General features: G+C 34.5%; 14 protein-coding genes. 9 read left to right on the top strand and 5 right to left on the bottom strand.

Going from position 1 to position 13,537, the window contains the following annotated elements; all coding sequences use genetic code 11:
* Positions 1-24 precede the first annotated feature (24 nt).
* Together G9Q29_RS07535 and ruvX are read right to left on the bottom strand one after the other, a co-directional pair.
* Complete coding sequence (locus G9Q29_RS07535; protein ID WP_166135129.1) at positions 25-1,521, bottom strand: malate:quinone oxidoreductase; 1,497 nt, start codon at positions 1,519-1,521, stop codon at positions 25-27.
* A 120-nt stretch (positions 1,522-1,641) separates the two neighbouring features.
* Entirely contained in the window at positions 1,642-2,055 is a 414-nt protein-coding gene (gene ruvX, locus G9Q29_RS07530; RefSeq protein WP_166135126.1) for a Holliday junction resolvase RuvX, read from the bottom strand.
* Between the two features lie 195 nt (positions 2,056-2,250).
* On the opposite strand from ruvX, the gene G9Q29_RS07525 reads away from it, so the two are divergent.
* The 4 genes from G9Q29_RS07525 to G9Q29_RS07510 all read left to right on the top strand — a co-directional run bounded on the left by G9Q29_RS07525 (position 2,251) and on the right by G9Q29_RS07510 (position 6,008).
* On the top strand, positions 2,251-3,066 hold the full coding sequence (locus tag G9Q29_RS07525) for a 2,3,4,5-tetrahydropyridine-2,6-dicarboxylate N-succinyltransferase (RefSeq protein WP_166135123.1): 816 nt from the start codon (positions 2,251-2,253) through the stop codon (positions 3,064-3,066).
* A gap of 25 nt (positions 3,067-3,091) precedes the next feature.
* The gene (locus tag G9Q29_RS07520) at positions 3,092-4,075 is read left to right on the top strand and encodes a glycosyltransferase family 2 protein (protein WP_166135120.1); all 984 of its coding nucleotides are present in this window, start codon (positions 3,092-3,094) and stop codon (positions 4,073-4,075) included.
* Positions 4,076-4,093: 18 nt separating this feature from the next.
* Positions 4,094-5,158, top strand: a complete 1,065-nt coding sequence (locus G9Q29_RS07515) for a glycosyltransferase family 9 protein (protein ID WP_225872908.1) — start codon at positions 4,094-4,096, stop codon at positions 5,156-5,158.
* Between the two features lie 64 nt (positions 5,159-5,222).
* Entirely contained in the window at positions 5,223-6,008 is a 786-nt protein-coding gene (locus G9Q29_RS07510; protein ID WP_166135117.1) for a glycosyltransferase family 2 protein, read from the top strand.
* On the opposite strand, the gene G9Q29_RS07505 is transcribed toward G9Q29_RS07510, so the two are convergent.
* Both G9Q29_RS07505 and G9Q29_RS07500 read right to left on the bottom strand, forming a co-directional pair.
* Positions 5,991-6,725, bottom strand: coding sequence for a Kdo domain containing protein (locus tag G9Q29_RS07505; RefSeq protein ID WP_166135114.1), 735 nt, complete (start codon positions 6,723-6,725; stop codon positions 5,991-5,993). The genes G9Q29_RS07510 and G9Q29_RS07505 overlap by 18 nt on opposite strands.
* 10 nt (positions 6,726-6,735) lie before the next feature.
* On the bottom strand, positions 6,736-7,521 hold the full coding sequence (locus tag G9Q29_RS07500; RefSeq protein WP_166135111.1) for a DUF5672 family protein: 786 nt from the start codon (positions 7,519-7,521) through the stop codon (positions 6,736-6,738).
* Between the two features lie 174 nt (positions 7,522-7,695).
* On the opposite strand from G9Q29_RS07500, the gene G9Q29_RS07495 reads away from it, so the two are divergent.
* The 5 genes from G9Q29_RS07495 (at position 7,696) to G9Q29_RS07475 (ending at position 12,123) form a co-directional block, all read left to right on the top strand.
* Positions 7,696-8,262 carry an L-threonylcarbamoyladenylate synthase gene (locus tag G9Q29_RS07495; RefSeq protein WP_166135107.1) on the top strand — a complete coding sequence of 189 codons (567 nt, stop codon included), beginning with the start codon at positions 7,696-7,698 and terminating at the stop codon, positions 8,260-8,262.
* 57 nt (positions 8,263-8,319) lie between these two features.
* A complete protein-coding gene (locus G9Q29_RS07490) occupies positions 8,320-8,703 on the top strand; it encodes a GxxExxY protein (RefSeq protein ID WP_166135104.1) in 384 nt (127 codons plus the stop codon).
* Positions 8,704-8,735: 32 nt separating this feature from the next.
* Positions 8,736-10,151, top strand: coding sequence for a CCA tRNA nucleotidyltransferase (locus tag G9Q29_RS07485; protein ID WP_166135101.1), 1,416 nt, complete (start codon positions 8,736-8,738; stop codon positions 10,149-10,151).
* 125 nt (positions 10,152-10,276) lie between these two features.
* Positions 10,277-11,302 (top strand): COX15/CtaA family protein, encoded by a 1,026-nt coding sequence (locus G9Q29_RS07480; protein ID WP_166135098.1) that lies wholly within the window; start codon positions 10,277-10,279, stop codon positions 11,300-11,302.
* Positions 11,303-11,349: 47 nt separating this feature from the next.
* A complete protein-coding gene (locus tag G9Q29_RS07475; protein ID WP_166135095.1) occupies positions 11,350-12,123 on the top strand; it encodes a CDP-alcohol phosphatidyltransferase family protein in 774 nt (257 codons plus the stop codon).
* Between the two features lie 487 nt (positions 12,124-12,610).
* Here the strand turns inward: G9Q29_RS07475 and G9Q29_RS07470 are convergent, their stop codons facing one another.
* Positions 12,611-13,537: an SMI1/KNR4 family protein gene (locus G9Q29_RS07470; RefSeq protein ID WP_166135093.1), complete on the bottom strand. Its 927-nt coding sequence runs from the start codon at positions 13,535-13,537 to the stop codon at positions 12,611-12,613.

Below are 13,537 nucleotides of genomic sequence, written 5' to 3'. Positions count from 1 at the left end.
CTTTTTAATTATAATAACAAAATTTTAGTTCGTCAATTTCAAAACTTTAGATGTTTCCTCGCGAACTTGCGCTAACAAAGCTGGATTTTCATTCAACTTTTGACCATACGAAGGAATCATTTTCTTTAATTTATCTTGCCACTCGGCTGTTTTCATCTCTTCTTTGTAACAACGCCCTAGCAAATCAATCATGATTGAGACTGCTGTTGAAGCTCCAGGTGATGCACCTAATAAAACAGAAAGTGTTCCATCAGCAGTAGCGATTACCTCGGTACCAAATTCTAAAACACCACCTTCTTTTTCATCCTTTTTGATAACCTGAACACGTTGACCGGCACGTTCTAAAACCCAATCCTTAGATCTTGCTCCTGGCACATATTCACGCAAGGCATTGATTCTGTCTTTAGGAGATTGGCGTACTTGCTCAATCAAATATTTGGTTAACGGAATATTTTTGATACCCGCAGCGATCATCGGAATGATATTGTCTGGTTTTATTGAAAGAGGCAAATCAGAATACGAACCATTTTTTAAGAAACGAGTTGAAAAACCAGCAAATGGACCAAAAAGTAATTGTTTTTCACCATTAATCATTCTAGAATCAATATGAGGAACCGACATTGGTGGGGCACCCACACTTGCTTTACCGTAAACTTTCGCTTCGTGTTTGGCAATAACATCAGGATTCGTACATTTTAGCCATTGTCCGCTTACTGGGAAACCACCGTAGCCTTTTCCCTCTGGAACATCAGCTTTTTCTAGCAAAGGCAATGAACCTCCACCAGCACCAATAAATACGAATTTTGTGTATGCTTTTCGTTTTTGTCCCGTGGCCAAATCGGTAATTTTAATTCGCCACGATTTATCATCACGTTGTTTTAATTTTTGAACTTCGTGATTAAAATGCATGGTAACACCATCCATTTTGGTAAGATATTTAAAAATACTGCGTGTTAATTCTCCAAAATTCACATCAGTACCTAATGCCATAGATGTAGCTGCTACTTTTTCACCTTCTTTTCGGCCATCCATTACTAGTGGCATCCAATTTTTAAGTTCGGCAACATCTTCGCTGTATACCATTTCTTTAAACAAAGGACTAGTTTGCAAAGCTGCAAATCTTGTTTTTAAGTATTGTACATTCTTTTCACCCCAAACAAAGCTCAGGTGTGGTATGCTTTTGATAAAATTTTCTGGAGAAGGCACTTTATTTTCTTGCACTAAATAAGCCCAAAATTGTCTAGAAACCTCAAATGATTCAGCAATACTGATGGCTTTGTTAGGATTAATGCTACCATCTTCGGCTTCAGGGGTATAATTTAATTCACAAAAAGCAGAATGCCCAGTCCCTGCATTATTCCATGCATCAGAACTTTCGGCAGCCGCCATATCTAATCGTTCGTAAATTTCTATTTTAATATCCGGTTGTAATTCTTTCAGAATTAAACCTAGAGTAGCACTCATTATTCCAGCTCCAATAAGCACTACTTCACTATTTGTACGTATGGTTGTATCAGACATAACTCGGTTTTAGACTGCAAAGATAAATCATATAATTGCAAAAAAAAGCATAAAATAAGCCCAAAAATCTACATTTTTCAAAACATTTTGGTTCGAAAACGTTATTTTTTCTTGAAAACGCTATTTTTTACGAGCTAAATAATCTTGTAACATAATTGTAGCTGAAATTTCATCGATCAAACCTTTATCCTGACGCTTCTTTTTACTCATTCCGCTATCAATCATCGTTTGAAATGCCATTTTTGAGGTAAAGCGTTCGTCCATGCGAATCACAGGCATATCCGGAAAATGATTGCTAAAATGTGTTACAAAACCTTTAATGATGGAGGCGCTCTCAGATGGCTGTCCGTTCATTTGTTTGGGTTCTCCTATCAAAACCGCCTCGACTTTCTCTTTACTAAAATACTCTTTCAAAAAAGGAATAGCTGTTGCTGAAGGAATCGTTGTTAATCCTGATGCTATAATTTGCATTTCATCAGTAACTGCAATTCCAGTGCGTTTTTGACCGTAATCAATAGATAGAATTCTTGGCATTAGTTTTTTTTTACAAAGATAAGTATTTGAATCAACTGTCAAACAACGATGATTAATACTAATTTTGATATCTAAAAACGCTAGTTTTCATGCCGAAAACAAAGACCTATAATAAAGTTAGAAATGTAACATTTTGATAGCAATTTGCTATTTTGCTTGTGTCTAAAATTGGTATATTTGCCAAAAATTTATAACATGAATCCATTACAAACAATTATAGAGCAAGCTTGGGAAAACCGAGCCTTATTGCAAGAAACTACAACTACTGATGCCATTAGAGCGGTAATCGAGCTAGTTGACAACGGACAACTTCGAGTTGCTGAACCAGTTGCTGACGGATGGCAAGTAAACGAGTGGGTGAAGAAAGCGGTAGTAATGTACTTCCCTATTCAAAAAATGGAAACATGGGAATCGGGTATTTTTGAATACCATGATAAAATGTTACTAAAAACAGGTTACGCTGAAAAAGGAATTCGCGTAGTTCCAAATGCTGTAGCACGTTACGGAGCTTACATTTCAAGTGGTGTAATTTTGATGCCAAGTTATGTAAATATTGGCGCTTATGTTGACGAAGGTACAATGGTAGATACATGGGCAACTGTAGGTAGCTGTGCACAAATTGGTAAACACGTTCACTTAAGCGGTGGTGTTGGTATTGGTGGTGTTTTAGAGCCATTACAAGCTGCGCCAGTAATCATTGAGGACGGTGCTTTTATTGGATCTCGTTGTATTGTTGTTGAAGGTGTACACGTAGGAAAAGAAGCGGTTTTGGGAGCAAATGTTTGCTTAACTGCCTCTACAAAAATTATTGATGTAACCGGAGAAACTCCAGTTGAAATGAAAGGATATGTACCGGCTCGTTCAGTAGTTATCCCAGGAAGCTATACTAAATCATTCCCTGCAGGAGATTTTCAAGTTCCTTGTGCATTAATCATCGGACAAAGAAAAGCTTCGACTGATTTAAAAACATCTTTGAATGATGCTTTACGTGAATATAACGTAGCAGTATAAATTAATCTCTTTACTACTTATTCTATTGGATATATCAATAATTATTGTCAATTACCGCGGCTGGAAAGCGCTAGACGAGTGTTTAGAATCGCTAACAAAAATCAGTGAATCACAGCACTCTTTTGAGGTTATTGTGATTGACAATTTTTCGAATGACGGTCAATTGCCGAACTTTCAAGTTAAATATCCACAGTTTATTTTTAAAGAAAACACAGGTAATAATGGTTTCTCTAATGGTTGCAACACAGGTGCAAGCATGGCAAAGGGAAACCATTTCCTTTTTTTAAATCCTGACACCAAACTCACTACTGCAGCTTTAACTGTTTTGGTAGAAACTGAAATTGCAAAACCTGAAATTGGAATTTTATCTTGTTTGCAGATCAATGAAAATGATAAATATTATAAACAAAATAATTTGTTTCCGGCGGCAGGACGTTTTTTTGGTATTTCGCGATCTATCTATCGTAAGTTGAATTCAAATGCTTTAAAAAATCGATTTCAAAACACAAACGAATTGTTTTATCCTGATTGGGTGACTGGTGCTGTCGTAATGATCAGTAGATCGTGGTTCGAGAGAATTAATGGTTGGAACGAGGATTATTGGTTGTATTTTGAAGATGTTGATCTTTGTAAAAAAGCAGTTAAAATGGGAGCTAAAATAGCGGTGACTCGCAAAGCAACCATTTTTCATCAGCATGGAGGTGCCTCTCGTTTGAATGTAGTTACCAAAGCGCTGACAAAAACAGAAGTTATTATCTCTAAACATACCTACATAAGCAATGAATTTGCAGGCTTTACTAAGTCATATTTTCAATTCATATTGGTTGTAAGTGTATTACTTGAAAAAAGTATTTTATCCCTTTTTAGTTTGGTTTTATTTTTTGTTCCAAAACTAAAAGTACACCGACTCATGTTGCGAAATTTAACAATGTACTACAAACATGTTCTTCAAAACAAAACTTGGATTAGTCCACGCGCAATGAATTTTAAAAGAAAAATTGTTCTTTAAACCTACTTGATTATTTCCATGAAAATATTAGTAATTCAGCAAAAAATGATCGGCGATGTATTGGTAAGCTCTATTTTGTGTGATAATTTGCGCAAAGGATATCCTAATGCACAAATTGATTACATGGTTTATCAATCAACAACTCCAGTGCTTGAAGGACATACAAGTTTCGACAAATTGATCCTATTCGAAAAAAAACACCAAAATAGTAGATGGGAATATTACAAATTCATTCGATCGATCCGAAAAGAGAGATATGATATCGTTATTGACGCTTACTCGAAACTTGAAAGCTGGTTGGTCGTTTTATTTTCAGGTGCAACTAAAAAAATATCGTATTGGAAAAAAGGGCGCTCTTTTCTATACACTGATACTGTTGTCAGACATGAGCAAGCCACAAGCAATGCGGGTCTAATTATAGAACAACGTTTATCATTACTCAACCCATTACAATTGAATGTAAGCTTGGACAATTTCCCTAAAATTTACGTAGCTGAAAATGAAAAAACATTTGCTCAAAAATTGTTCGAAGAACATGAAATAGATACAACAAAAAAAACAATAATGTTAAGTATTCTTGGTAGTAGCCAAGATAAAACTTATCCTTTGTCTTACATGGCTCAAGTGATAGATTTCATTGCCGACCATTGTGATGCAAACCTACTTTTTAATTACATGCCTCAACAAAGCAGTGAAGCTACTGAACTATTAGAGGCATGTAAATCGAGTACTCAAAGTAAAATTTATCCAAAAGCAATTGGCCACAGCATACGCGATTTTATTGCCATTATGAATGCTTGCGATTTTATTATTGGTAATGATGGTGGTGCTATTAATATGGCAAAAGCACTCAAGAAACCCTCATTTATCATCTTTTCTCCTTGGATTGATAAAAAAGGCTGGGCTACTTTTGAAGATGGAATTCGACATGTGTCTTTGCATTTGAAAGAATTCAAACCTGAATTGTTTTTATCAAAATCAGCGAAAGAAATCAAACAAGAAAGTGACAATTTATACCATAAATTTCACCCTGATTTAATTTTTCCTGCTTTAAAGAATTTTTTAAATACGCATGCTAAATGAACTATTTGAGTGCAATTTCTCAAATGCAAACGTTTACTTTTATTTTTAAAACCAATCCTAGATAATGACCACAGATTTCCCACTTGCTTTATCCGTTTTGATCATAACGCTAAATGAGGAGCATCAAATGCCTACCTTATTGAGTGATCTTGATTTTGCAAGCGAAATTATCGTGGTTGACTCCTTTAGTACAGATGGTACAGCAGAAGTCTCCAAAGTGTTTTCTAAAGTAAAATTTTATCAAAATAAGTTTGAAAACTATGCTGCCCAGCGCAATTATGCATTATCATTAGCAAGCAATGATTGGGTTTTATTTCTCGATGCAGACGAACGTTTGACACCTGAATTGCAAAACGAAATTAAAACTACTTTACAGAATCCTGCTGCAGTAGCGTATTTGTTTAGGCGCACATTTATGTTTGAAAATGAAATATTACGTTTTAGCGGAAATCAAACCGATAAAATATTCAGGCTTTTTAACAAAAAATATGCTCAGTACGCAAATGATAAATTGGTACATGAAAAACTGCACGTACAAGGAAAAATTGCTGCCCTACGCCATCGATTGATTCACTATTCATACACCGACTATAATTCATACAAAGCGAAAACAGTCAGATACGGTGAATTAAAGGCTCAGGAGAAATTCTTAAAAAATGAAAAAGCGTTACTTGGCAGTTCTTTTTTTCATCCCCTCTATAATTTTTTATACAATTATATTGCTCGATTGGGTTTTTTAGATGGCAAAAAGGGACTAATCATTTGTTACCTAAATGCTAATTCGGTTCGAGTTAGATATCAAAAATTAAAACAACTTTGGAAGGAATCCAGCTTACCTCCAAAAAAGTAGTTTCTGCTTTCGAGCGCGCTTTCTGTGAAATTTAGTTTGAAAATCGATAGTGTAAAAATTCATTTTTGTAAACACTTCATCATAAGGAATAGCAGCTAATTTGCTATACTCATCACTCATAACAGCAATCATTTCCTCTTTTGGCGTAAGCCTAGAAAAGTTTTTCATTCGCAAATCAAAACTCATTTCACGATGAAAATTCATTCGATTTAAATCAACTAAATAAAAACTATAGCGTCCGTTGTCGTCATTTTTTATCAGTGTGTTTCCGGGCGAATGATCTAAAAACTCGATTCCTTTTTCATGCAACAAAAAAGTAAAAGCGGTAAATTGACGTAAAATATTTTCATGATCCGGATAATCAGGCTGCAGGACTAATTCTCGGTAAGTTAACTCTGTTTGTAAATGCGCACTTGCATAAAAACTAGATTGCAAACCCAACCAATTAAAATGTTCTACATAGGCCAAAGGTTGTGGTGTACCAATGCCATTTTCTAACAATCGAGTAGCGTATTCGTAAGAGCGTCGCGCTTTTGATTTACGAAAATATTTGTACGCAATTTGATTGATAATATTGGGAATTTTAAATGATTTGATATTAACCATCGCACCATCCACTGAAAATAATTTGATTATGTTTCGCTGACCGTCACCAAAAACAGTTCCAGTTGTTTTAAAATTCTTTATGCAATCGGCTATAGATTCAGAGGCCATCATTTTTTACTAATTATTTTTTATACTGCTGTAAAAGTGGTTTCCAAAAATGGGTCACCTTATTTTTATTAATACCATGGCAACCAAACGGCATTTGATTGTTATTGAGCTTCATGGCCAATTCAGGCTTTCTATCCATAGCAAAGCCAAGTGCTTCTTGATACAGAGGAATTTTAAAATTTGGATATAATTCTGGTACACGAATGGACCAAAACACATCTTCAATGGCGCATAAATCACGTTCTTTATCGGCCAACAATTTTTTAATAGCGTCTTTTTGTTCGGTTGCTATTATAAAGTGAGTAGCCGTTTTACGTAGTGAAAATCCACCATTGCCTACTTTGTAAAAAATCACATCCCTTCTTTTGGTGCGGTGTGATTTAAATGGTTTTAGCACAGCATTAATTTGTTTCAATGGGAATTTTTCTTGAGTTGCAATCCAAGGTGCTCCAACATAATCATAGTCTTTAGCACACCAATCGGCCAATTGATCTGAAAAAACAAAGGCGTCCAACTGGTAAATTAAAATAAACTCCGATTTTATAAAACGTTCATAAAAAGTAGAAGAAAGCAACAACTGATTGTATCCATCAATACTTTGAAAATAAGATTTTGGAAAATACTCGACCTGTACTTTTGGATATTTACCCGTAATAAAACTTGTATCTAAACCTTCTGGTTGTACTAAAACGATGTCGTAATTGGATAATACAGCGTGACATTGCAAAAAGGATTCTTCCTCCAATTCTCCAAAAAAACTTCTGTATACAGGAATAACTACTTTTACTTTTTGACTCATTCGATCTTGAATTATTTATAACACACACCCACTTAAAAACTACTTGATAGACTATACTTGTTATGAATTGACAAAAATAATCTTATAATTAAGAAAAACATATTTATTGAAAATTAAATTTATAGCAATCCTCTGGGATATTGCTTAATTTTGCATCGAATTTATCTCAGAAAAATGGATATTAACAACGAAATACACAAAGCTTACGAAGTTATCAAGGAAGGCGGAATTATCTTGTACCCTACTGATACTGTTTGGGGAATTGGCTGTGACGCCACAAATCCTGATGCTGTAGCCAAAATATACAAACTCAAACAAAGAGCCGAAACGCAAAGCATGATTGTGTTGATGAATGGCGAAAAAATGATGTACAATGTTTTTAAGGACATTCCGGAAGTAGCTTGGCAAATAATAGATTTATCTGAAAAACCTACCACCTTAATCCTTGACAATCCTAGAAATGTGGCTCCTAACGTTATTTCGGCAGATAAATCGCTTGGTGTGCGCATAGTAAAAGAGCCATTTTGTTTTAAACTAATGGAAAAAATGAAAAAACCACTAGTTTCAACTTCAGCAAATATCTCTGGCCAACCCACGCCTATTGCATTCAAAGATATCAATCCAGAAATTATAAAAGGTGTAGACTATGTTGTAAATTTGCACCAAGATAAAATTGGAGGAAAACCATCAACTATTATCAAATTAACGAGCGATTCGCAGGTGAAGGTTATTCGTAAATAATTATCTAATAATGCTTTTCACCGCAGATTCGCAGATTATTAATTCATTTCCTCCTTTATGTCAGAAGTATATTTAAATAAAGATAAAACGTACCAAATAATTGGAATTCTGTTTGAAGTGCATAAAAACTTAGGCAAAGGATTCTCTGAAATCGTTTACAAAGATGCAATTGAATACGAATTAGACGAACATAATATAATTTTTGAACGTGAAAAGGAGTTTGAAGTACAATACAAAAACACAACCCTGAAACATAAATTTTATGCCGATTTTGTCGTGTTTGGTAATATCATTCTTGAAGTTAAAACTGTAGATTGTTTCAACAATAACCACTTCAATCAATGTATTAATTACCTAAAAGTCTCTGGATATGAATTGGCTTTATTAGCTAATTTCAATTCAAAATCCCTCGAATACAAGCGCATCGTGAATACAAAATAATAAAAATAAATCTGCGAATCTGCGGTTAAACAATGAATTACAAACAAGCATTAAACAATAAAATATTCGAAATCATCTCCCAAGCTTCGCAAGAACTGAACGTAGAAAGCTACGTGATTGGTGGCTTCGTTAGAGATTACATTTTAGGAAGAGATTTCAAAAAAGATATTGATGTCGTTGCCGTTGGTAGCGGTATCGAATTGGCATTAAAAGTATCCCAACTTTTGCCAAACAAACCAAAAGTACAAGTTTTTAAGACCTATGGCACCGCCATGCTGCGTTTTGAAGATACAGAAATTGAATTTGTTGGTGCTCGAAAAGAGTCGTATCAATCAGATAGTCGCAACCCAATTGTTGAAAATGGTACTTTAAAAGACGATCAAGACCGTCGTGATTTTACGATCAATGCCTTGGCTATTTCCTTAAATGAAGGAACTTATGGCGATTTACTCGATCCGTTTGAAGGTCTGCAAGATATGGATAAAAAGATCCTAAAAACACCTTTAAATCCTGACATTACTTATTCTGACGATCCGTTACGAATGATGCGCGCTATTCGATTTGCAACGCAATTGAATTTTGAAATTGAAACCGAATCGTTGCAGGCTATTACTAAAAACGCCGAGCGAATTAAAATCATTTCTGGCGAACGCATCGTTGATGAACTCAACAAAATTTTACAAACTGCTAAACCTTCTGTTGGCTTTTTATTATTGTATAAAACAGGTTTGTTAGATTTAATTTTGCCTGAGCTTACAGCCTTAAATCAAGTCGAAGAAATCGAAGGTCATACACATAAAAATAATTTTTACCACACTTTAGAAGTGGTAGATAATATTTGCCCAAATACGGATGATGTTTGGTTGCGATGGGCTGCTTTGTTACACGATATTGGTAAAGCACCTACCAAACGATTTAATAAAAAACAAGGATGGACGTTTCATGGACATGAATTTTTGGGCGGTAAAATGGCCAAAAAAATATTCGAACGCTTGCACATGCCTTTGAACCACAAAATGAAATTTGTTCAAAAAATGGTTTCAATGAGTTCAAGACCGATCGTTTTATCTCAAGATTTGGTAACCGATAGTGCGGTTCGCCGATTGGTTTTTGACGCCGGTGAAGACGTTGAAAATTTGATGATTTTGTGCGAGGCAGATATTACCACCAAAAACCCAAACAAGTTCAAGAAATACCATAAAAATTTTGAAATAGTTCGTAAAAAAATCATTGAGGTAGAAGAGCGTGATCATATTCGTAATTTTCAACCACCAATTAGTGGAGAAGAAATCATGGCGATTTTCAACTTAAAACCTTCTATGGAAATTGGCCGTTTAAAAGAGGCAATCAAAGAAGCAATTTTAGAAGGCGAAATCCCGAACGATTATCAAGCAGCCTATGATTTTATGTTGATCAAAGCAGCAAAGATGGGTTTGGCCAAAGTTTAACTATTGTTTCAAATAGCAATGCTGGGCTTTTAGCTATTTTTGCGAAAACAAAACAATTGCAATTTTAGCGCTAAAAAAATAAAAAAACGGTCGATAGAAAGACCTCAATTTTTCTACCAATTCAGATGAAAAAATACTTTTTAAAATCAGCAAAAATAGCCTTAGTACTGGTTTATTTGGTCATATTTGCCGGAGCTTTTGTTCGATTGACAGGCTCTGGAATGGGATGCCCAGATTGGCCAAAATGTTTTGGATACTACATTCCACCAACCGAAAAAAGTCAACTTCTTTTTACACCTTCTAAACAGTATGAAAAAGGGCAAGTGATTATCAAAGATGAAGCTCTTTTGGTGGCCAAAACTGACTTTACCTCAGCTAGCAATTTTAACGCTGCGAATTGGGAAAAATATACCAAACACGACTACGCCATTTTTAACCCAATGCACACTTGGGTCGAATTTATAAACCGCCTTTTTGGGGCCTTAGCGGGAATAGCTTGCGTCATTACATTTGCGCTAGCCTTTGGATACCGCAAAGAAAATAGCAAACTAATTTACCTGTCCTTTGTCGTGTGCATTTTGATGGGATTTCAAGCCTGGTTAGGTAAAACAGTTGTCGACTCTGATTTGAGTCCGTATAAAATTACCACACACATGCTGGCGGCACTACTTATTGTTGCATTGCAATTGTATGTTATTTTTAATGTTCAAAAAAACAATAAACCTGCAGTTAACGCTCCTACGAAATACAAGAATCTTTTAATATTTGCTTTGTTGCTAACTTTAGTTCAAATTATTTTGGGCACTGATGTTCGTGAACAAGTTGATATCGTTGTAAAAACAGGAGCGCCAGAAATCATGTGGTTGCAAAACCCAAGTTGGATTTTCTACTTTCACCGTTCCTTTTCGATAGTTGTTTTGGCTATCAATGCCTATTTATTGTACCTCAACAACCAATGCAATTTAGGATATAGCAAAACCAAATGGATTATATATTTGCTTGCTTTAGAAATTGCTTCGGGCATTGCCATGTATTACTTTGATTTTCCTTTTGGAACACAAACGATTCATTTGGTTTTGGCAACAGTGTTGTTTGGTGTGCAATTTTACCTATTTTTGGAAACCAGAAAGAAAAATATCCTTTCTGTATAATACCCTGACTATATTGTCGCAGTTCTTGTTGCCTATTTAAAATTAAAATGTCAAAACTTGCTAGCCAAGATCAGTTTTTAGATTTGTCTGATTACGGAAGATCATTTGGAAGATTGCTTGCCAATCAATTAAAAAACACTCGCTTTACGCCCATACACGTTACATTACTTTTTGGCCTTTCGGGTTTAACAGCCATTTATTGTATGCTAGTAGGCGCTTATGTTTGGGCTGCTTTTTTTATTGTTCTAAAGTCAGGCATTGATGCCGCTGATGGCGAATTGGCTCGACTCAATAATACTCCATCATACACCGGAAGGTACTTAGATAGTGTGTTTGACATTATCCTAAATTTTATGTTTTTGATGACAATCTGTTACATCTCAAAAACAACTTTGTTACCAACATTGCTAGCCTTTTTTGGTATTCAGCTGCAAGGCACATTGTATAATTATTATTACGTTATTTTACGTAATAAATCAGTTGGCGGTGATACAACAAGCAAAATATTCGAATACAAATCGCCACGTGCTTTGCCTGGCGAAACGCAAAAATCAGTAGATATTTTGTTCAAAATTTATACTGTTGTTTATGGCTTGTTTGACAAAATCATCCACACGCTTGATGCTGATGCGTACAAAGTAAAAACATTCCCTAACTGGTTCATGACCTTACTTTCTATTTATGGTTTGGGTTTTCAACTTCTACTAATTGCCGCTTTACTTGCCTTTGATAAAGTAGAATGGATTATCCCGTTTTTCATTTTTTACACAGGGTTTATTTTGGTTTTAATTGCTATTCGAAAAACATTCTTCAAGGTTTAAACCAACATAGATATAATCTATAACTCTACACTAAAGCACTAAAAACCAGTATTTATCTTCTTTTATATTAAAGTTAAATATGAATTGTTTTGATAAGCTTTTCTATCAATAAAGCCAACTATCTAATGGTCGGTGAATTTTTATAAAGTTATTTATCAGCAACTAACTAAGATTTAAATATAGTTAAACCGATTATTTTTTTCTTTTTAATTTGTCCCAAAATAACCATTTAAAATTGAGGAGTATCATCACAATTAAAATAAGGCCAATCCAAAAATAGTCAAGTAAAGAAATGTTTTTGAAGTGAGGTTGCATTATCTTTCCAAATAGACCTTATAGTATAAGGAACAAGTAAATAAACAGTTGCCAATAAAAATAAAATTTTAAAAAATTTCTTCATATCAATGAACTTTTGATTGTAGAATAATAAACATTTTCAGACTATTATTAAAAGAAAAGTTGATAGTTCATAACCGTAAAAAAGTGTTTATTTCGAAACAAGATCTTTTAAAATTTCGTGCAAATGATTTTCAGAATTTAGTACGCTATTTTCTGCTTTAGCAAATTCATTTAATATCTTATCGAACAAATCTTCGAGATTTTCTGCCAACACGAACATGTCTTCTTCATCTCGACCAAAGTTGATAACTTGTCCCCTTTTTCCTTTTGAATCAGGGTCAAGATCGATTCCGATATAGTTTCCAGCATAATCTGAAAATATAGGCAACCATTTATAATGAAAATATTTTTGTTTGATTGCTTGCGACGGAGTTGACGTGAACGGAATTTCATTATCAAAGTCGTATGCAAATCGTTCCAATTCGTAGTTTCCATCTGAAAAAATCACAAATCGTAACTCGTCCCAGCGATAAGTTGGCTGTTCAAGATTATATAAATCATTGACGCATTCTTCAATTTCGCTTGTATCTACCCGCATTATCTCTCTGTTATGAGCTGTTGTGCTTTCAGATTTATAAAGATAAGGACCTCCAAAACTATTGAGCCCACATTGAAATTCTATTTTATACCAAGCTTTTTTTAAGCCAAAAAAGCTGCTTTTAGGTGCCAATTTGGCGTAGAAAGCAACAATTTTCTTTATTAAATAATCTGATTGATCAGGGTTAGCAATGGTATTTTCTTCATACTTTATTAGAGTTCTACTGAAATTTAATTGTCGAATAATTTCCTCCGAGTTGCAAAATTTTTCTCCAAAAAAAATCCCATTGCCACTATCATTCTGCCCATTTGCATATTCATAAAGTGCTATAATTTCATTTGGTAATTTTTCCTCTAGCAAGGCTTCAATTTCTTGAATCGCATTACTGTCAATTGGCTCATTCAGTGTCCCAAATTTTATTTTAGTTTGTTCTTCTTGAACTCTTATAATTTCCTGTAGTTTTTCTACAACATTCAT

The sequence above is a fragment of the Flavobacterium turcicum genome (assembly GCF_011365745.1).
Classification (GTDB): Bacteria; Bacteroidota; Bacteroidia; order Flavobacteriales; family Flavobacteriaceae; genus Flavobacterium; species Flavobacterium turcicum.
This window is presented reverse-complemented; position numbering and strand designations above follow the sequence as displayed.

Coding starts and splice junctions, on each gene's coding strand:
- G9Q29_RS07485 (WP_166135101.1), top strand. CDS start 8,736: ATGAATTACAAACAAGCATTAAACAATAAAATATTCGAAATCATCTCC.
- G9Q29_RS07475 (WP_166135095.1), top strand. CDS start 11,350: ATGTCAAAACTTGCTAGCCAAGATCAGTTTTTAGATTTGTCTGATTAC.
- G9Q29_RS07495 (WP_166135107.1), top strand. CDS start 7,696: ATGGATATTAACAACGAAATACACAAAGCTTACGAAGTTATCAAGGAA.
- G9Q29_RS07535 (WP_166135129.1), bottom strand. CDS start 1,521: ATGTCTGATACAACCATACGTACAAATAGTGAAGTAGTGCTTATTGGA.
- G9Q29_RS07510 (WP_166135117.1), top strand. CDS start 5,223: ATGACCACAGATTTCCCACTTGCTTTATCCGTTTTGATCATAACGCTA.
- G9Q29_RS07500 (WP_166135111.1), bottom strand. CDS start 7,521: ATGAGTCAAAAAGTAAAAGTAGTTATTCCTGTATACAGAAGTTTTTTT.
- G9Q29_RS07505 (WP_166135114.1), bottom strand. CDS start 6,725: ATGATGGCCTCTGAATCTATAGCCGATTGCATAAAGAATTTTAAAACA.
- G9Q29_RS07515 (WP_225872908.1), top strand. CDS start 4,094: ATGAAAATATTAGTAATTCAGCAAAAAATGATCGGCGATGTATTGGTA.
- G9Q29_RS07525 (WP_166135123.1), top strand. CDS start 2,251: ATGAATCCATTACAAACAATTATAGAGCAAGCTTGGGAAAACCGAGCC.
- G9Q29_RS07480 (WP_166135098.1), top strand. CDS start 10,277: ATGAAAAAATACTTTTTAAAATCAGCAAAAATAGCCTTAGTACTGGTT.
- G9Q29_RS07490 (WP_166135104.1), top strand. CDS start 8,320: ATGTCAGAAGTATATTTAAATAAAGATAAAACGTACCAAATAATTGGA.
- ruvX (WP_166135126.1), bottom strand. CDS start 2,055: ATGCCAAGAATTCTATCTATTGATTACGGTCAAAAACGCACTGGAATT.
- G9Q29_RS07470 (WP_166135093.1), bottom strand. CDS start 13,537: ATGAATGTTGTAGAAAAACTACAGGAAATTATAAGAGTTCAAGAAGAA.